This is a genomic window from Flavivirga spongiicola, from assembly GCF_030540825.1.
GTDB classification, from domain to species: domain Bacteria; phylum Bacteroidota; class Bacteroidia; order Flavobacteriales; family Flavobacteriaceae; genus Flavivirga; species Flavivirga spongiicola.
In genome coordinates this window covers 2860003-2880471 of the sequence record NZ_JAUOEO010000001.1, presented here as the reverse complement: position 1 = coordinate 2880471, position 20469 = coordinate 2860003, and the positions used below count along the sequence as shown (strand labels likewise).

17 protein-coding genes are annotated in these 20469 nt (G+C 34.7%); 6 read left to right on the top strand and 11 right to left on the bottom strand.

Annotated features, from left to right (window positions below; genetic code table 11):
* Positions 1 to 7: 7 nt before the first annotated feature.
* The 11 genes from Q4Q47_RS11535 to Q4Q47_RS11485 form a co-directional block, all read right to left on the bottom strand.
* A complete protein-coding gene (locus Q4Q47_RS11535; RefSeq protein ID WP_303306807.1) occupies positions 8 to 1102 on the bottom strand; it encodes an efflux RND transporter periplasmic adaptor subunit in 1095 nt (364 codons plus the stop codon).
* 11 nt (positions 1103 to 1113) lie between these two features.
* On the bottom strand, positions 1114 to 3444 hold the full coding sequence (locus Q4Q47_RS11530) for a TolC family protein (protein ID WP_303306806.1): 2331 nt from the start codon (positions 3442 to 3444) through the stop codon (positions 1114 to 1116).
* A 492-nt stretch (positions 3445 to 3936) separates the two neighbouring features.
* On the bottom strand, positions 3937 to 4737 hold the full coding sequence (locus Q4Q47_RS11525; RefSeq protein WP_303308464.1) for a 3-keto-disaccharide hydrolase: 801 nt from the start codon (positions 4735 to 4737) through the stop codon (positions 3937 to 3939).
* Between the two features lie 10 nt (positions 4738 to 4747).
* A complete protein-coding gene (locus Q4Q47_RS11520) occupies positions 4748 to 5509 on the bottom strand; it encodes a 3-keto-disaccharide hydrolase (protein WP_303306805.1) in 762 nt (253 codons plus the stop codon).
* Positions 5510 to 5529: 20 nt separating this feature from the next.
* On the bottom strand, positions 5530 to 6237 hold the full coding sequence (locus Q4Q47_RS11515; protein WP_303306804.1) for a gluconate 2-dehydrogenase subunit 3 family protein: 708 nt from the start codon (positions 6235 to 6237) through the stop codon (positions 5530 to 5532).
* Between the two features lie 175 nt (positions 6238 to 6412).
* A complete protein-coding gene (locus tag Q4Q47_RS11510; protein WP_303306803.1) occupies positions 6413 to 8131 on the bottom strand; it encodes a GMC family oxidoreductase in 1719 nt (572 codons plus the stop codon).
* Between the two features lie 33 nt (positions 8132 to 8164).
* On the bottom strand, positions 8165 to 9217 hold the full coding sequence (locus Q4Q47_RS11505; protein WP_303306802.1) for a sugar phosphate isomerase/epimerase family protein: 1053 nt from the start codon (positions 9215 to 9217) through the stop codon (positions 8165 to 8167).
* 45 nt (positions 9218 to 9262) lie between these two features.
* Entirely contained in the window at positions 9263 to 10396 is a 1134-nt protein-coding gene (locus Q4Q47_RS11500; protein ID WP_303306801.1) for a Gfo/Idh/MocA family protein, read from the bottom strand.
* 22 nt (positions 10397 to 10418) lie between these two features.
* Positions 10419 to 11588 (bottom strand): MFS transporter, encoded by a 1170-nt coding sequence (locus tag Q4Q47_RS11495; protein WP_303306800.1) that lies wholly within the window; start codon positions 11586 to 11588, stop codon positions 10419 to 10421.
* Positions 11589 to 11615: 27 nt separating this feature from the next.
* Entirely contained in the window at positions 11616 to 12581 is a 966-nt protein-coding gene (locus tag Q4Q47_RS11490; RefSeq protein ID WP_303306799.1) for a sugar phosphate isomerase/epimerase family protein, read from the bottom strand.
* A 290-nt stretch (positions 12582 to 12871) separates the two neighbouring features.
* Complete coding sequence (locus Q4Q47_RS11485; protein ID WP_303306798.1) at positions 12872 to 13903, bottom strand: helix-turn-helix transcriptional regulator; 1032 nt, start codon at positions 13901 to 13903, stop codon at positions 12872 to 12874.
* 161 nt (positions 13904 to 14064) lie between these two features.
* On the opposite strand from Q4Q47_RS11485, the gene Q4Q47_RS11480 reads away from it, so the two are divergent.
* Genes Q4Q47_RS11480 through Q4Q47_RS11455 form a run of 6 tightly spaced genes read left to right on the top strand, consistent with a single transcriptional unit; the run spans position 14065 to position 20465 of the window.
* The gene (locus Q4Q47_RS11480; protein ID WP_303306797.1) at positions 14065 to 15783 is read left to right on the top strand and encodes a GMC oxidoreductase; all 1719 of its coding nucleotides are present in this window, start codon (positions 14065 to 14067) and stop codon (positions 15781 to 15783) included.
* Positions 15776 to 16384: a gluconate 2-dehydrogenase subunit 3 family protein gene (locus tag Q4Q47_RS11475; protein WP_303306796.1), complete on the top strand. Its 609-nt coding sequence runs from the start codon at positions 15776 to 15778 to the stop codon at positions 16382 to 16384. Before Q4Q47_RS11480 ends, Q4Q47_RS11475 begins: the two co-directional genes overlap by 8 nt.
* A gap of 11 nt (positions 16385 to 16395) precedes the next feature.
* Complete coding sequence (locus tag Q4Q47_RS11470; protein WP_303306795.1) at positions 16396 to 17205, top strand: 3-keto-disaccharide hydrolase; 810 nt, start codon at positions 16396 to 16398, stop codon at positions 17203 to 17205.
* An 11-nt stretch (positions 17206 to 17216) separates the two neighbouring features.
* Positions 17217 to 18191: a formylglycine-generating enzyme family protein gene (locus Q4Q47_RS11465; RefSeq protein ID WP_303306794.1), complete on the top strand. Its 975-nt coding sequence runs from the start codon at positions 17217 to 17219 to the stop codon at positions 18189 to 18191.
* Between the two features lie 14 nt (positions 18192 to 18205).
* Positions 18206 to 19534, top strand: coding sequence for a Gfo/Idh/MocA family protein (locus Q4Q47_RS11460; protein ID WP_303306793.1), 1329 nt, complete (start codon positions 18206 to 18208; stop codon positions 19532 to 19534).
* A gap of 1 nt (position 19535) precedes the next feature.
* The gene (locus tag Q4Q47_RS11455; protein WP_303306792.1) at positions 19536 to 20465 is read left to right on the top strand and encodes a hydroxypyruvate isomerase family protein; all 930 of its coding nucleotides are present in this window, start codon (positions 19536 to 19538) and stop codon (positions 20463 to 20465) included.
* The last annotated feature ends 4 nt before the right edge of the window (positions 20466 to 20469 follow it).

The following is a 20469-nucleotide window of genomic DNA, read 5'->3' as shown; positions in this document are numbered from 1 at the left end:
AAAGTTCTTATTTTAATCTTACGTCTTGTCCGTCCAATAATGTCTGTAAGCCAGCTGTTGCTATTTTATCTCCGGCCACTAATCCATTTTTCACCTCAAAGCCATCAGCAGTTAAATCACCTAATTCCAAATACCGCTTATTCACTGTTCCTGTTCCGCCATCTTTAGAGCTAATTAGAAAAACAAAACGCCCTTTACCATCTTCACCAACCGCTTTCACAGGAATAATTAATGAGGTATTTGAGGTATTATCTGATGTTTCAGAGAAATCAAAAGTGACATTAGCTGCCATACCAGGTTTAATATCTGAAATAGGTTTATCTAAGAATATAGATGTAGTATACGTTGCGGCTTCAGGGTTAATAATTGGTGCGACTTCAGTTACAGTACCATCAAATACTTGACCTTCGATTGCTGAAAACTCTAACTTAGTTTTCATACCTACTGCTACTCTATTTACTATATTTTCAGGTAAACCCACTTCTATTTTTAAATCCTTGCCAGCATTGAGAATAGCAAATACATGTCCCGCTGCGACACGTTCACCAACACCGCCATCTGTATCTGCAATCAAACCGTCTTTTGGTGCTTTAATTATGCCATAACTTAATTGTGTAGCTTGAATACTTTTGTTACGTTTAGCTGATTCATATTGATCTAAAGCCGTTTGATAAGAATTTTTTGCAGCTTCATAATCGCTTAATGAATTACTTCCTTTTTCATATAGTGATTTAATACGATTTAAATTAGATTTTGAAGTATTCATAGAAGACGCTGCACTTTTTAATGCAGACACCGTTTGCTCATAAGCTAAACTCGCTTCAACATTGTCTAACCTAGCTATAACATCGCCTTTCTTTACTTTTGCACCTTTACTATAATTTGCTTTAGTAATGATACCTCCACTTCTAAAACTTAAATCAATGGCATCTCCTGCTTTGGCAGTACCACTAAACGTTCTTATTTTATGAGTATCAACATCACCAACTACCGTATATTTTACTGGTCGCAAAACAGTTTCTTTAACTTGTTTTTCTTCTTTACAGGATATAAAAGCGGTTAAACTTAAAATCATGATTAGAGTATATTTTTTAATTTCCATAATGATAGTTGTTAGTTTTTACTCAAAATATATTGGTTAACGCTTTGAATGAATTGTTGATTTTCGGCTTCTGTATGTACTAAAAAGAAATATCCAATAGCACGCTCTAACTGCATGGATGTTAGTAAGTAATTATAATTTGCTGTAGCACTTGCTAATTGGGTTTGTAAATAATTGGTTTGTGCATCAATTAATTGAATGACAGGAACAGCTCCTTGTTTGTAAGCATTTTGTGTAAGTTCCAAACTTTCTTTTGCTGTTTCTTCAGATACTTTAGAGATTTCAATATTTGCTATTTCACTAATTAAGTCTAAAACAATATCGTTGACATTCTTCTCTATATTTAGTTCTATATTTTCTTTTTCATAACCTAACTGCTCTTCTTGAATTTTAGCCGTTTGACGATTTATATTTCTTTGGTTTTGATTGAATATTGGTAATGATACATTTAATCCAAAATTATATGTTCCGTCTGGCGTAACCGGAAAGCCATCAGGCACAGTCGACCCTTTTCCTGATTGCGAAATAGCTAAATTATATTGCCCTTGTAAAGCTACGGTTGGAATAAAACGCCCTGTATCATTCAATCTATAAGTACGGTCATTAGCACTTAAGTTATAATTGATATTTTTTAATTCTGGTGCGTTTTTCTTTCCTTCTTTTACTAAAAATTCAATTAATGCAGGTTGTAATTTTGGATCATCTAAAATCGTATAGAAGTCTTCGTATTTATAATTTTCAAAAACACCTTCAGAAAGCATCGCATCATTAATATCTATGTCTTTATTGATAGGTGAATTCATTAACTGATTAATCGTAAAATAGGCTTGTCTTAATTGATTTCCAGCATCAATAAGGTTTTGTGTGTTTTGTGCTAACTGACTTCTAAAACGCAACACATCTGATTTGCCAGATGCGCCGCCTTCAAAATTTTGCTCAGCCAGCTCCAAATTACGTTTTGTAATCTGTAAATTTTGGTTTTGAATATTTGTGTTAGTCTTTAAAATTAAAGCATTAAAATAAGCTACTGATGCATTTAATAAAGCATCTAATTCACTCGCATTATAAACAGCTTCTTGTGCTTTTTGTAAATCTTCTTTAATATCAATATTTGCTGAAGCACTTTCAGAATAAATCAATTGTTCCAAAACAACATTTCCAGATGTTGAAATTTCTGGATTACTACCATTAGAAATTTCTGCTACTCTTGGGTCTAGATAAACACCGCTGACACCAGCAGTAACATTTGGCAAATAACCGCTTTTAGCAATTTTAACATCTTGGCTACTTAACTCAATACTCTTCTTATTTGAAGATAATCCTAAATTTTGATCTAAAACACCACGCATAATATCTAATATAGACAATGAATTTTCAGTTTTAGGTTTTGTGCTACCTCCTATAAAATCTGCTGAACCTAACATGGCATACCGCAATGGGAAATCAATACGTTTTGCAGTCTCGTAATTAATAGTTAGTTTGTTTTTATATTCAAGGAGTAGAGGTAATTCTGAAGCATTGGTACCATTTACTATGGCCTCAACATTTAAAGCTATGCGTCTAAAAAACTGATCTAAATTGGTTTGAGGTTGATTGGTTGCTAATATGCCTCGCTCTACATCCTTAACTCTGTTAGCCGAAAATGAGGGTAGTTTCTTAGTGTTAATCATTGATGTTAGTTCCTCAAATTGAGCATTACTAAAATCAAAACCACCAGCAAGATAAACGGCATCAATGCCATCTAAATCTGAGGCACTCAATCCATTTTCAGATAACGGAATTAAACGATACTGTTTTCCTTCTTTCTGAAAATATGGGTTAAATACGGTCTCCAATGGAAGCGCATCTATAATGTAATCATCTATAATAATGCCGATATTTTTATAATTATAAATAGTTTTAAAGGCGTTCAAATCCTTCTTATAAGACAACGGAGCGATAATATATGTAATGTTGTTAATCCCAGATGTTTTCTGCTCTCGTGGTAGGTTTATAAAATCTGAATTAATGGAACCGAAAACAATAACAGGCTTGGTATAACTTTCCTGTTGACTCAAAACGATGTTATCCATAACTCCAAAAGCCAAAATAATATCTGCATCACTATTAACTAATGATTCATAATTAGCCTTTGCGGTTTCTAAATTATAATTGTTTGAAAGTACGTTTTTAAAGTTTACTGTTTTCCCTTGACCTAAGACTGCTCTGATTTCAGTTTTTAGCTGTTCTAACAAAGGTTTCACTTCCGGAGAATTTTTATCTGTAAGTAAGCCTATCTTTATCGTTTGAGAATAATTTAATTGAAAAATAAGCACAAAGAAAAATAAGAGGGATTTTTTCATTTATTTATAATTAAGTTGCAGAAATAATACTTTTATTTTGGTGTTTTTTGTTTAATAATATAATAAAAAAATTAAGGTTTTCATTTTTAACAAGTTACTCATTATTTCTATGTTGTGTTAACAAACCTCTTTTTGATTTTAAACTGCTGGTGCTATATTAGATCATTTTTTAAAAGAACAAATGGAATTTACACTATATAGATCGTCTGAATGTTCACTAACTAAAAAATGTTCATGCCTAAGATAATAAAATATTCATATTACCATTTTAAATAATATGGCTTCTAAAATATTCGATAAAAGTATTTGTTTATAGCTAGTGATAAGAAAAAAAAAGAAGCAAAGTGACTTAAACAGTATTTAAAACAACCAAAACATCATATGAAATACAAGCCATTTTTTAGAAGAGACTATTTTTATTCCCAAATGACTCCCCTAATATTCTCATGGTTTACATTTTAGTTCGGCCAAATTAAATTGCACCAATAAACATTAATGCAACTCCCTAACCCAAATATTTCTATAGCTTACACCGCTATTATCATGGTGGTCCTGAAGTCTTATTGCGCCCTTACCATGTGGATTATTTTTAGGCCAACCAATATATGGTGTCGTTCCTTTTATTTCATAATGGTCTTGAATTAAAATGCCATTGTGTAACACGGTAATCGTTCCAGATTTTGTTTTTTTTCCTTCAGAATTGAATTCTGGAGCGTGATAAATAATATCATAGGCATTCCATTCGCCAGTTGGCACTGAGGCTTTTACTAAAGGAATGGATTGTTTGTAAATAGATCCAACTTGTCCGTTAACATAAGTATCGTTATCATTATTATCTAAAACCTGTACTTCATAACGTTCTTGAAGAAAAACACCACTATTACTTCTACTTTGCCCACTTGCTCTTTTCTCTGGTGAAGACCGCCATTCTATATGTAACTGTATACAATCAAATTCTTGCTTCGTTTGAATATCTCCAGATTTGTCTTTAACGGTCATCGAACCATCATCATTTAAAATCCACTGTGCTGGTGTCTGATCTTTAGCATGCACCCAACGGTCTAAATTCTCACCATTAAATAACACCATAGCATCACTCGGAACGCCATTTTGCCCTGTAGGGTTAACCGTTGGCGGTATAGGTTTATAAAGCTCTGTTTCTTCGGGAGTTGTTGGTTCTTTAAGTACGACTTCCTCTTCTGCCTCTATCTCTATAGAAGTTTTATTTTCTTTACCATTGGTACATGCAAAAAGACAAGGTGTCACTAATATTATTAGGGTTATTTTTCTAATATTCAAAACTTTATAATTTTTTAATCTTAATATTTCTAAACCAAACTTTATTACCATGATCTTGAAGTCCTATATGACCCGTCTGATGTTTCCCAAAGCCTTTCCAGTCCTTAAACTTTGATTTTGCAACTAAGGCATCCCATGTCGAGCCATGAACAGCAAATTCTGCTATGACTGTTCCGTTTAATGTAACACTACCAGAATTTGACTTATGATCCACCTTGATTAAACATGTGTTCCATTCTCCAGCTGGCTTGCAGACATCATGAGCAGGTGGCACCATATCGTATAGTGCCCCGGCTTGGTGGTGTTTGTGATTCACTTCTGCGTCTGCATATTTTTTGTTGTCTAATACTTGTATTTCTGGTCCTGTTTGATAGGCTTCAGGAAAAGCCTCGTCTTCAAAAACACTCCAAAAAATACCACTATTACCTAATTCTGAAATCTTCCATTCAAGTGATAAGACAAAATTGGTATATTTTTCTTTTGTTATAATATTTTTTCCGCCATGTTCTCCTGGGGTAAAAGCCATAGTTCCATCTTCAATGGACCATTCAGAAGGCATCTTATCTGATAAATATCCGCGCCAGTTATTAAAAGATGATCCATCAAAAAGCGTTACCCATTCTTCAGTCATTTTCTTTTCAGCAACGTCAACCTTTCTTTCTTCAATAGATGTTTTCCCTTTTCGTAGTTTACAAGAAGTTGTAACCATTAGCATAATTAGTAAATAGATTAATGGTTTTATAGGCATTAACTTTAAATATTTCATAACTATAATTTTTTCAATTTTCAACTAATCAAATTTCCTTCGTCATCCCATTTTGCAATATTACTTCTATTGGATTGATCTACACATTTAGCCAACCATGCTTCTTCATATTTAAACCCATGCTTTTTAAGAATCTCTTCGGGCACACCATCCCAAATGTTTGGCGTGTTTCCTTTATAACCTAATTCTTTGATACCTTCTTTTGAAGTGTAATAGCCTGTTAGCGTTAAATTACGCATTCTTGTAAAAAATGCTTCTCCTTGTATGAGTTCTGGCTTTGTTTTTTCCGGATATGCTATTTGATCACAAATATAAAATTGCTCCTCGTCTGTACATGTAATAAATGCTTTGTTATACAACTTATTACTAAAACTATCTAACCACATAATACCACCTCTTAATGGTATTTGTTGTTTCTCTATATCTTTAACAATAAAATCTATAAACTCTTTTACACCTGCATCTGTCGCAGAAACATATGGATCACTCTTGGGAAGTATAATATCACACAAAACCGCTATGGTGGCAAGCTCGTGCTCATTAAAAAAATTGGATTCGAACAATTCTTGATCTCTTAAAGTCTCCTCTTCTGTTCGACCATATAAGGGTACTTCTTTAATCTCGGGTAGTTCATCAACAGATGGTGTTTTTGTAGTACATCCATTTAGTACTAATCCTGTGGCTACAGAACCTAACAGTATGGTCTTAATGCTATCACGTCTTTTCATGTCTACAAATTGAAGTGGTTTAAACTTTTTTGATTAAAGCGAAAAATAGTAATTTCATTCCCTAATGAAGGCTTTTTTGAGCTGCATAGCATCGCTATGGAGTAAGAAAAAGACAAAATGTGGGGATGAAAGGGCATTTTGCAGCCAATTATAAAAAACTTAAAACACTTCATCTTTAAATATTTTGTTTTTTCAATTCACTTACAATATAATCACAGGTTCTCCATGACAAAGCCAGTATGGTCCATGTCGGGTTTTTGTCTGCCTGTGATACAAAAGGACCTGCATCAACAATAAAAACATTATCAACATCGTGTAATTGCTGATACTTATTTGTAACCGATTTTTTAGGATCGTCTCCCATCCTTGTTGTTCCGACTTCATGAATGATCCTCCCAGGAGTTAACAGCCCATAGTCATTCTCTTTATTTGGTCTATCCCCTAACACTTGTGCGCCCATACCATCAAAAATGTCTTCAAATGTTTGATGCATATGCTTTGCCTGTAATTTTTCATGTTGACTCCATTCATAATGAAATCTCAATACAGGAATCCCCCATTCATCAACAACATCAGGGTCTATCTCACAGTAATTACTTTCCACCGGAATACTTTCACCTCTACCAGCAATCCCTATAACTGCTCCATAAAATCTCTTAATATCATCTCTTAAACTATTTCCATAACCGCCTACCTGACCACCTATAAATTTATTTAACCCCGTTATATTAAACCCAAATCCATAACTAGGCATACCTAGCCCACCCCAGATTTCAGTATGATATCCTCTTGGGAAATTTAACTTTTTATGATTACCCCACCAAGGTGAATACACATGCATACCTCCAACGCCATCTTCATTGTAAGTCTCTCTATTCATTAATTCAGGAACAAATGCTACCCGATCGGTACCCGTAGAATCATGTAAATATCTACCAACTAATCCGCTACTATTTCCTAATCCATCTTTATGAACTTTACTTTTAGAATTTAGTAAAATTCTTGCGGTACTACATGCTGAGGCTGCCAAAACAACTACTTTGGCATTTAATTTATATTCTTTTCTATCCAGCTTATTAATAAAAATAACACCTGTTGCTTTACCAGAATCGTCTGTAACAACTTCTCTTACCATAGAGTTGGTATAGAGTTTTATCTGCCCTCCAGATTTTTGTGCTGGAAATATCAAGCAGGACCCTGAAGAAAAATCCGCATAAACACTGCATGACCTACTACACTGAGCACAATAAAAACAAACACCTCTACTATCGTTTATGGGTTTTGTTAAAATGGATAAGCGTGAAGGGTATACAGGTATGTTAGCCTTTCTTGCTCCTTTAATATAATATAACTCATGGAGTCTCGGTTTTGGTGCTGGTAAAAAGAAACCATCAGGATCATTCGGTAAATTTTCTTTGCTTCCAAAAACACCAATGAGTTTATCGACCTTATCATAATAAGGTTTAACATCTTCATAAGAAATGGGCCAGTTATCACCTAAGCCATCTATACTTTTTCTTTTAAAATCCAATGGTCCAAACCTTAAGGAAATTCTTCCCCAGTGATTGGTTCTTCCTCCCAACATTCTAGATCTAAACCAATCAAATTTTGTCCCGTGTTTTTTTGTATATGGCTCTCCTTCTATATCCCACCCACCATAAGCAGCATCAAAATCGCCAAAATCTCTTGTGGATCCAGCACCCCTTCTAGGCGATTCATAAGACCATTTTAGCTGCGTACGTGAAACCGGATCTGCAGGATCGTAAAATGGACCAGCTTCTATGACTGCTATGTTTAAACCAGCTTCAGAGAGTATTTTAGTAGCCATACCTCCACCAGCTCCAGAACCAACAATAATAACATCAAAAGTTTCAGGAGATTCTTTTATTTGCATGAGGTTCCTTAATTTATAAAATTATTAATTGAGTTATATTCCGAGTATTTTCTTTAACTGTTCTTTACCAATTTCACCGCCAGCAAAATCATCAAATCCTTTTTCTGTAGCTTCAATAATATGCTTTTGAATAAAAGGCGCACCTTCTTTGGCTCCTTGAGCAGAAGCTTTTATACAGCATTCCCATTCCATAACTGCCCAAACATCACATCCATACTTGGTTAATTTAGAAAAAACACTTTTAAAATCTACTTGTCCATCACCTAAAGACCTAAATCTTCCTGCCCTATCTTTCCAACTTTGAAAACCACCATACACGCCACTTTTTCCAGATGGATTAAATTCTGCATCCTTTACATGAAACATTTTAATAAACTCATGGTAATAATCAATGTATTTTAAATAGTCTAATTGTTGCAATACAAAATGACTTGGATCGTACAATATATTAACACGTTTATGATTTCCCGTCGCTTTTAAGAAACGTTCAAATGTCACCCCGTCATGTAAATCCTCTCCTGGATGTATTTCGTAACAAAGGTCTACCCCGTTATCTTCAAAAACATCTAAAATGGGAAGCCACCGTTTAGCCAATTCTTCAAAACCCATTTCTACCAATCCGTTTGGCGCTTGAGGCCATGGGTATATGGTATGCCAAAGTAACGATCCAGAAAATGTAGCATGCGCTTTAATGCCTAAATGCTTACTGGCAATAGCAGCGTTTTTAACTTGTTGTACGGCCCATTCTGTTCTTTTTTTAGGATTGTTTTTACAATCATCCGGCGCAAAATTGTCAAACATTAAATCGTATGCTGGATGTACCGCAACGAGTTGCCCTTGTAAATGTGTTGCCAGTTCTGTTATTTCCAGACCATAAGACTGCACTTTCCCCTTTAACTCATCGCAATATGTTTTACTTGATGCCGCTTTATCTAGATCTATGAAGCGAGATTCCCAAGTAGGAATTTGTATGCCTTTATATCCTAAACCTGACGCCCATTCACATATCCCGTCCAAACTATTAAATGGGGCATTATCTCCAGCAAATTGTGCTAAAAAAACAGCAGGTCCTTTTATTGTTTTCATCTGTTTATTTTATTTTTTAATTAGGTTAGATATCATTTTCTTGTTCTATATATCTAACCAAATATTTCCTGACTTGTGAGATTCAACACATTTTTCTATGAATTTCATACCTCGAACACCGTCATTCATTGTTGGATACTCACCGCTATCGTATGTTTTCTTTCTAATTGCCTTTGCTACACCATAATAAATATTTCCCATAGAATCGAATATACCTTCAGGATGTCCAGGTGGTAACTTCGTCCCATTTAATGACACGTCTCCATTGTAACCATGTCCTGGTTTTAATACTTGTAATGGCTTATCTTCTGTTAAATAATATAGATAGTTTGGATTTTCCTGTTTCCAGTTAAATCCTCCTTTTGTTCCATATATCTTTACTTCAAGGCCATTTTCTTCTCCAGTGGCAATTTGACTTGATCTTATAACACCCTTAACATATTCTGAAAAACGTATCAATATGGTGCCATCCACATCTAGTTGATTGTCCTCGTAGCGCATATTAAGGTCTGCCAGAACTGATTTCACTTTCTGTCCTGTTAAATATTCTGCCATATTAAAAGCGTGCGTTCCAATATCTCCTATACAACTACTTATTCCTGCTTTTTTAGGATCTAAGCGCCATATTGTTTTTCGTAATTCTTTATCCAGTAGTATGGGGTTTATCCATCCCTGATAATATTGAACATCTACTTTCTGTACTTCTCCTATAGTACCAGATTGAATCATTTCTCGCATTTGACGAATCATAGGATACCCAGTATAGGTATACGTTACTGCAAAAACTGTATTTGATTTTTTAAGTGCGCTTTCTAAAATCTTAGCTTCAACAAGTGTGGTTGTTAATGGTTTTTCGCATATAACATGAAACCCATTCTCTATCAATTTTTTCGCCATAGGAAAGTGCAAAAAATTTGGTGTAAGTACTGAGACCACTTCTATTCTTTCAGACTCTGGAAGCTTTAATTCTTCTTCAATAAATGTATCAAAATCTATATAAATGCGATTAGCAGATAATTCTAATTTCTGTGCGAAACCTATATTTTCTTCCCAAACAGGGTTAAAAACACCTCCAACCAGTTGATATTTATCATACATTGAAGAAGCTACTCTATGTAGCACACCTATAAGGGAATCACCGCCGCCGCCAAGTATTCCTAATTTTATTTTTTGTGACATTTTTTTTCTTTTAGACAGAAAATTACAACTGTTCTGTTTTTCGCTTTTTCATGTAGATATTCAATCCTAAAAATGCTACGATTAGAATTGCTGGTAAAATAGACATTGTACGCAATGCTTCTGCAGCATTGGCGTCATCCATAAGCCTTCCCATAACTGGCAATACTATAGATACAGAAAACATACCTGCTCCACCCATAACAGAAAGCCCTAAAGCACCTGTTTCTGGCAAATATTCAGCTACAAAGCCTAACATGGTTGGCCAGAAAAAAGTAACACCTACAGCAAAAATCGCCGCTGCAACAAATGTCATTCCTCCACTAGTTATTGTCAACATCCAAAGACCAATAAAAGTGAATATAGCAGAATACAACAACATGCCTGAAGGGCTTAATTTATGAACCACTTGACCTGCAGATAATCTACCCAAAGCCATAATACCATTTATAAAAGCCAGTACAAGTAAAGGTGCAGACACAGAAGTTTTTAATAGCGATTCAATACGCTGTGTCGTTCCTAATTCTGAAGCTGCCGTAAGAAACATACAAAGCACCATAAATAAGAATAGCGGATTCAACACACTCTTAAACATTTTTTTATTACTAATTCCTAACTGTACGCGCTCAGTTACAGGGAATTTTTGGCCAAAAAACATCATCCCGTAAATTATTAGTGGAATAAATAACGTTCCCACCATAACTTGCCAGCTTAGTCCCATAATATCCATTATTAACCATCCTAACAAGGAACCAATTACGATACCCCCTGGAAACCATACATGAAACCTATTAAGCATTTTGGTTTTGTTTTCTGGAAACATAGATGCCACTAATGGATTTAGCGCAGCTTCAACCATTCCGTTACCAATACCGACAAATAATGTTGCTATAAAAAGAGATGTCATAGAATCTGCCATAAGCGTCCACACAATTCCAATAATGTGTGTAAAAAAAGCAATCCAAGTAATTTTTTTAATTCCTAGTAAATCGACCAATGGTCCTCCGATAATCATTGCAATTGTAAATCCAAAAAAGGCTGGTGCAAAAGCATATCCTAGTTGTTCTAAGGTTAACCCAATACCCTCTGGCCCAAAAACGGTTTCTAACCTTGCTCTTATAGCAAAGGTCATAGCTGTCGTAATTAAAGCAAGACAGCTTGCCAGGAAAAGTTTATTTTTATTGATACTTTCCATTATCTTATTATTTTGGTTTAGTTCGTTTTATTTAGAAAGTTGTTTCCCTACTCGCAATAACAAATTTTTAGTGGCCTCAATCCCTTTCTCTTCAGACATCATATTGCCTTCATACTCAATACCAATGAAACCTGAATAACCTGCATCTTTTACTGTTTGCAACATCTTTAAATAATCAATTCTTGTATCATTTCCTTTTTCATCAAAATCGTACGACTTAGCACTTACAGCCTTTGCATAAGGCATCAATTCTTTAACACCTTTATATTTATCGTATGCTTCTTCACATCCATCTTTTTTACGCTTAATGCAAAAATTGCCAAAATCCGGTAATGTTCCACAGTTTGGCTTATTCACCTTTTGCATGACTGCTGCTAGCCATTGTCCATTTGAAGTATATCCTCCATGATTTTCTACCAACACATTTATCCCTTGCGTTTCTGCGTATTCTGATAATTTTCCTAAACCAATAACAGCTTGTTCCATAACCTCTTCATAAGTACCTTCTCCGTGAGCATTGACTCTAATAGAATGGCATCCTAAGGCCTTTGCAGCATCTACCCATTTTTTATGGTTTTCGACAGCAGTATTTAAATGGTCTTCATTATTACTGGCCAAATTACCTTCTCCATCAACCATTATTAGTAAATTTTTAACGCCGTGTTTTTCACTTTCAGCTTTTAGCTTTTTAACCACCTCATCTATCCCTAAATCGTTTACCTCTTTATTATAAAGACCGCTAACATATTCAATGGCTTCAAAACCTAAGGCATGGGCTTCTTTAGCAAAATCAAAAGGGTTCATTTTTCCACTTCCAATTTTTTTATGTAAAGACCATTGCGCTAAGGAAATTTTGAAGAATATAGGGGCTTCAATTTCTTCTGTTATATTTGAAGCTTTATTTTCTTTAGATTTTTTGCAAGCAGAAAAAACAAATATTGACAGGACTATAATTATTCTAGTAGCACTATACATAAAATGTTTTGTATTCATGATTAATTTCTTATTTAGTTAAACAATGACATTTAGAACTCGTTTAAACTTTTTTAATTGGTTAAAAAACGTCTCTTTTACACCCATTTTTATCTTTTTTTCCTTCCTTAACTCTGCTATGCAACTCAAAAAAGCTTTCAAATGGAAGTAAAATTGTTAATTTTCACTACAATCCAAAAAATTTAAACAAGTTCTTAATTAATCACGTGAATATATATATTAAGACTTAAAACAATGTGTATTTTTATTCAGTGAAAGAATTTAAACAAAATTTAATGGTTTTAATTTTGTTAAGTAAATTGAAAATTATCAACAGAATTTTTCAATCTATATTCGTTTGGCGTACATTTTTCATGCTTTTTAAATACCGTTGCAAAATACTGACTTGTAGCGAAGCCACACATGTAAGCCACTTCAGCGATCGTTAAATCTTTATTATCGAGAAGTATTTTTTTTGACATCTCCAGACGCTTCATTGTCAAGTAACGCATTGGCGTTAAATTTGTTAACCTTTTAAAATGATGCGTAAACCTGGTTAACCCAACACCTGCCGACTGAGACATTAACTCAATAGTCCAGTTTTCGGTTAAATTATTTTCAAGTTCTTTCAAAAAGAATTTCACACTTCTAGAGCTATCAGTGAGTGACTCATTTAATACGATATCATCAGTATTCAACAAATCAAGCAACAAAATCAACAGATAGTTAATAAGAAGCCTTATTTTAGAAGCATTACTTCCATTTTCATCTGTATCCACAGCTTTATTAATCCTGCGAAAACAACCTCTCACCTTCTCATCCGTTTTCAAAATAGATTTTTCATTTTGCCTTAAAATTGTGGTAAGTCTAGACAAATCATCTTGAGTCAAGGTAATCCATTCTGGCCAAACCCAATCTTGGTGCGGCCTACGCACACCCAAATCTATAATAACCCAATAAAATTTCCCCATACCTATATAAGGATTCCCAACTTTATGAGCCTCCCATGGCCTTGTAATGGTTAGATGATTCGGCTGCAGTACCATCTCCTTGTTTTCCTGAGAATACGGCATCGTTCCAGATTCTAAAAAATGAAACTCGATACCCTCATTTCGATGCCAGTCTAACCCCCAATCCTGCGGCTCATTAGCATCCCAATAACCAATACTATTAAGACCTAGCGTATTTTTATCTAAACGATCACCAGGATATGTATGTCTAGCCAAAGCTTTAAACTTTAACTTTTTTCGATTAATAGCATCAACCAAAGGCAAACAAGTGTCTGCATGATACACAATCCCATCTGCCTCATAAGGCTGTATTTTTTGTATGTTTATTTTCACTGAAATAATTTGAACATTGATATAGCGCAAATTAATTAATTTTCCAAATATTTAAGAACTTAATTATCATTTTCTTCGTTTTAGTTATAATGATGGTTAAAATTCTTATAGTTTATTTACTACATAAACTGATATCTAAATAATTGTTTTAAATAGTTTTAATGAGAATAACAGAAACAGCAGAAAGCAAAAAAACTTATGACGCAATCGTTATAGGAACAGGAATTAGTGGTGGTTGGGCTGCTAAAGAACTTTGCGAAAAAGGGCTAAAAACCTTGGTTCTTGAGCGCGGCAGGATGGTTAAACATATTGAAGATTATCCAACAATGCATAAAGATCCCTGGGATTTTGAATTAAAGGGCACACCGTCAATAGATGACAAAAACAGCCAATTAAAACAAAGTCGCACAGGGTACACCACTGCAGAACAAAGCAAACATTGGTTTGTAGACGATTTAAAACATCCATATAATGAAACGAAACGTTTTGATTGGATGCGGGGTTATCATGTTGGCGGACGTTCTATTATGTGGGGTAGACAAAGTTACAGGCTTAGCGATTTAGATTTTGAAGCCAATAAAAAAGATGGACATGGCGTTGATTGGCCTATACGATATAAAGACATCTCTTCATGGTACGATTATGTTGAAGGTTATATTGGTGTGAGTGGCGAAAAATTAGGGTTGCCTCAACTTCCTGATGGTAATTTTGATCCTCCCATGGAATTAAATTGTGTTGAAGAACATCTAAAAGAACAATTATCTGAAAACTATACGGATAGACTTTTAACTATTGGAAGAACCGCAAATATTACCGGAGATAAAAATCGCAAAGGCAGAAGCAAATGTCAATTCAGAAACAGGTGCATTAGAGGCTGTCCTTTTGGAGCCTATTTTAGTAGTAATTCATCTACTTTACCTGCTGCTGAACTTACTGGCAATATGACTTTAAGACCTAACTCTATTGTTCATGAAATTATTTATGATGACACTCTTAAAAAAGCAACTGGTGTTAGAGTTATAGATACAGAAACTAAAGAATCCTTAGTATTTAATGCTGAAATTATTTTTTGCTGTGCCTCGTCAATGGCATCATCAGCTATTTTAATGCAATCAAAATCCAAAAGATTTCCTAATGGGTTAGGAAATGATTCTGGCGAATTAGGTCATAATATTATGGATCATCATCTAGGAGCAGGAGCATCGGGTAAATTTGATGGTTTTAAAGATAAATATTATAAAGGACGTAGACCAAATGGTATTTATATTCCGAGATTTAGAAATCTAGGTGACAAGAAAACTGAGAAAAAAGATTTTTTAAGAGGTTACGGTTATCAAGGCGGCGGCGGTCGAGGAGACATCTCAGAACATATAGCGGAACTTGCATATGGTGCAGAATTTAAAGAAAAAATATTAGAACCTGGAGGTTGGCGTATGGGACTAGGTGGATTTGGAGAATGTCTCCCCAACCATGATAATAAAATGACACTTGATTATGAGAAATTAGATGAATGGGGGCTACCAACGATTACCTTCGACGCTGAGTGGAAAGAAAACGAATTGAAAATGCGTGAAGATATGGTTCAACAAGCTGTAGAAATGCTTGAGAAATCTGGTTTTAAAGATATTAAAACCTTTAATAATTTATCTGCTCCCGGTATTGGTATTCACGAAATGGGAACTGCTCGTATGGGCAGAGACCCCAAAACATCTGTTTTAAATAAGAATAACCAAGTACACACTGTTCCTAATGTTTATGTTACTGATGGTGCTTGTATGACCTCTTCAGGGTGTCAGAACCCCTCACTTACATACATGGCATTAACCGCCAGAGCAGCTAATCATGCCGTAGAACAATTCAAAAAAAACAAAAATGAATAGAAGAGACGTATTAAAAGGCTTGGGGCTATCATTGGGCTATGCTATAGCTACCCCCGGAATAATGAGCATGCTTCAAAGTTGTAAAACGGAAGCTTCATTATGGGTTCCTAAGCTTTTATCAATAGACGAAGGTATTGTTATAACTAACTTAATCGATCTTATCCTTCCAAAAACAGATGCGACACCGGGAGCTTTAGATGTTAACGTCCCTGAGTTTTTAGATTTATATGCTTTCAAAACTTATGATGAAAAACGAAAAAAAACTTTTAAAAAAGGCATAAACGGTATCATGAAAGCTCTAAATATTAATGAAGACAATAGTGTTGCCGCTTTAAAAACTGAAGATTATGATGCGCTATTAGCTAAATATTTAAAAGCATCTAAAGAACAACAGGAACTATACAGGCAAGAGGAGGACAAAGAAAATAAAGATGTTATTTTGTTTAATGCACTTTCTAATTTAAGAAGTTCATCCATTTGGGCTTATAAAAATAGCGAACTCATTGGAGAACAAGTACTCGCTTACGATCCAATTCCAGGATTACAAATAGGATGCGGTACCATAGAAGAAACTTCTGGAGGTAAAGCCTGGTCTTTATAAATATTATAAAAATGAGAAATTATTTAAGTTTAATTTGTGTTTTAACCCTGTTATTAACTACAAGTTGCAAGAAAAAAGTCCATACAGATGAAACGCCTAACAGTAATAAAACTGTTGAAAACTGGATCCCTTTATTTAATGGTAAAGATTTAAAGGATTGGACCATTAAAATTAAGGGGCAGCCTTTAGGGGAAAATTACAAAAACACTTTTATAGTAGAAAATGGCATCATGAAAGTAAATTACGATGAATACAATGACACTTTTAATGAATCTTATGGTCATATCTATTATAATAAAGAGTTTTCGAATTATAAATTTAGAATGCAATACCGATTTACTGGCGATCAAATAAAAGACGGTGCTGGATGGGCAACACGAAATAGCGGCGTCATGATTCATTGTGAAGACCCGAAAAACATTGGCCTAAACCAAAACTTCCCTGTATCAATTGAAGTCCAACTTTTAGGCGGATTAGGAACAGGTGAGCGCCCTACTGGTAATTTATGCACCCCAGGCACTAACGTTGTCATGAATAATGAGTTATTTACACCTCATTGTGTAAACTCTTCATCAAAGACTTTTCATGGAGATCAATGGGTCAATATAGAAATTGAAGTTAGAAACGATTCTATTATTAAGCATTTTATTAATGGTAAAAATGTCCTCTCTTATACAAAACCTCAAATTGGAGGCTCTGTTGATTACAACGAAGCATATTGGAAAAACAAACAAGGTCACCCCTTAAAGAAAGGTTATATTTCTTTACAAAGTGAAAGTCATCCTGTTGAATTTAAAAATATAGAAATCCTAGAATTATAAATAAAACACACATGAGATTAAAATATTTTTTAAAATTAGGGATTCCTTTTGTAATAGTATTTCAAGCACCCCTAATCATTGCTCAAAACTTTAATAATTATACTCAAGATTTAAAAGGCGAAAAAATAACCATTGAAATGGTTGCTGTAAAAGGAGGTTCTTTTTTAATGGGAGCAGACACAAATGATTCCTCTCGAAAAGATGATGAAAAGCCAAGTCATGAAGTAGAAGTTGATGATTTCTGGATGGGTAAATATGAAATTACCTGGGAACAATATGATGCTTTCGTATTTGGCGAATTTGGACCAGAACAGTTTAAAAACATAGACAAATTAAATGCATTAGGAATTGATGCTGTTTCTGGAGCAACACCTCCGTACGTTGACATGAGTTTTAATATGGGAAAAGAAAACCACCCTGCTGTTAACATGACACAATATGCAGCCATTATGTATTGCAAATGGTTGACTTCAAAAACTGGCGTGTTTTACCGATTACCTACGGAAGCCGAATGGGAATATGCCTGTAAAAAAGGAAAAACAGATGAAGCCTCTAATCTTAAAAATGTGGCTTGGTTTAACGAAAACACAAAAGACAAATATGAAAAAACCGGGCTGAAAGAGGTTAATAATTTGGGGATTCATGATTTATTAGGTAATGTTTCAGAATGGGTTATGGATCAATATGACGCTGATTATTATCAATCATCTCCGCAAAAGAATCCTTGGAATAAACCTTCAGAGCTCTATCCTAGGATTGTTCGAGGAGGGTCGTGGAAAGACACTAAAGATAAATTATGCTGTACCTCAAGAGGTCAATCTAAACAAAAATGGAAACGTAGAGATCCTCAAATTCCAAAAAGTGATTGGTGGCATACTAATGCACCATTTGTTGGTTTTCGTGTGGTACGCCCTAAAATTCAACCATCAAAAGAAGCCATAAAAACATATTGGCTTTCCGTAATTGAAGATTACGGATTAAATTAAAAAAATATAATACCATGGAACAAAAAAAGAACAATTTATCAAGGCGCAACTTTGTAAAAGGATCAACTTTAGCAGCTGGTGGCATTTTGCTAACGCCTTCGCTACTTACCGCTAGTCCAATATTTAATAAAACTAAAAAATTAAAACTAGCTGTTGTAGGATGTGGAGGGCGAGGTACCGGTGCAGTAAGTCAGGCATTGAGGGCAGATGAAAATGTAAAATTAGTTGCCATGGCTGACGCTTTTGAAGATCGCTTAGAAGATGCTTACACAAGCTTAACAAAAATGTTTCAAACTGATAAACTTCATGTAAAGCCCTCCCATAAGTTTGTTGGTTTTGGTTCTTACAAAAAAGCCATTGATGCTGCCGATGTTGTTATTTTAACGACACCTCCAGGGTTTAGACCTCAGCATTTTGAGTATGCTATTTCTCAAGGAAAGCATGTGTTCATGGAAAAACCTGTAGCCACAGACGTTGCAGGGATTAAGAAAGTATTGGAAGCCACTAAAATGGCCAAAGCTAAGAAATTAAATGTAGTGGTTGGCCTTCAAAGACACTATCAAGCAAGTTATATAGAAGCCTATAATCGTATTCAAAAAGGTGCTATTGGTCAAATCGTATCCGGACAGGTATATTGGAATGGTTCAGGCGTTTGGGTAAGACCTAGAAAAGACCATCAGACCGAAATGGCGTACCAAATGAGAAATTGGTATTATTTTAATTGGATTTGCGGAGATCATATCTTAGAGCAACATATTCACAATATAGATATTGCCAATTGGTTTGTTGGTGGATACCCGATAAAAGCAAGTGGAACAGGAGGAAGAGAAGTTCGTAAAGGAAAAGATCACGGTCATATTTTTGATCATCATGTGGTTGAGTTTGAATATGAAAATGGCACCATTATTTCTAGTCAATGCAGGCATCAACCTGGCACAAAACATAGAGTGGATGAGTTTTTTCAAGGCACTCTAGGCACATCTTATACAGATGGAGGGGGTTCAGCAAAATTAAAAAAATACGATGGAACTAACATTTACACGCATGATAATGAAAATGATATTAATCCTTACCAACAAGAACACAACCGTCTCTTCAAATCTATTCGAAATGGAGAGGTGATTAACGATGCGGAAAATGGTGCAAAAAGTACAATGACAGCCATTATGGGCAGAATGGCCACCTATTCTGGTAAAGAAATAACTTGGGATAAAGCTATGGCCCTTAATCATAAAATAGTTCCGGACGAAGACACACTTACTTTTGATTCTGTACCTCCTGTTATTCGTGACGAATACGGGAATTACCCTGTTCCAGTTCCTGGAAAGACTAATTTTATATAACATGAAAAGAAGATCATTCATAAAAAAAAGTACGGCTACTGCATCCTTGTTAGGGATTACTGTATCTGGTATGAATGCTATGAATATTTTAGATTCAAATACACAAGCAAACATGAATAGTTTTAAATTAAATTACGCACCACATTTGGGCATGTTTAAACATCATGCAGGAAACGACCCTGTCAATCAATTAAATTTTATGGCAGATCAAGGCTTTAATGCTTTTGAAGATAATGATATGAAAGGTCGCCCTATTGAAGTCCAGGAGAAGATGGCAAAAACTATGGCCAATAGAAATATAACTATGGGGGTGTTTGTGGCTCATAAGATTCACTGGAAAGCACCTAATCTGGCAAGTGGCAATTTAGACAAGCGTCAAGAATTTTTAAACGACATTAAAACATCTATTGAGGTAGCTAAAAGAGTTCATGCTAAATGGATGACCGTTGTGCCTGGTCATGTAGATTTAAGACAAAATATCCATTACCAAACAGCTCATGTTATTGAAACACTAAAACAAGCATCGGCTATTTTAGAGCCCCATCAAATAACCATGGTATTGGAACCTTTAAATTTTAGAGATCATCCCGGTTTATTTTTAACAGAATCACCACAAGCATTTCAAATATGTAGAGCAGTAAACTCGCCTTCCTGTAAAATATTATTTGATATTTATCACCAACAAATCCAAGAAGGAAATTTAATTCCGAATATTGATACATGTTGGGACGAAATTGCTTATTTTCAAATTGGTGATAATCCTGGTCGTAATGAACCAACTACAGGGGAAATAAATTACAAGAATGTATTTAAACATATTCATTCAAAAGGGTTTAATGGTATTTTAGGGATGGAACATGGCAATTCTATAAGTGGTAAAGCTGGTGAATTAGCAGTTATTGAAGCTTACAAAACATCTGATAGTTTTTAAATAT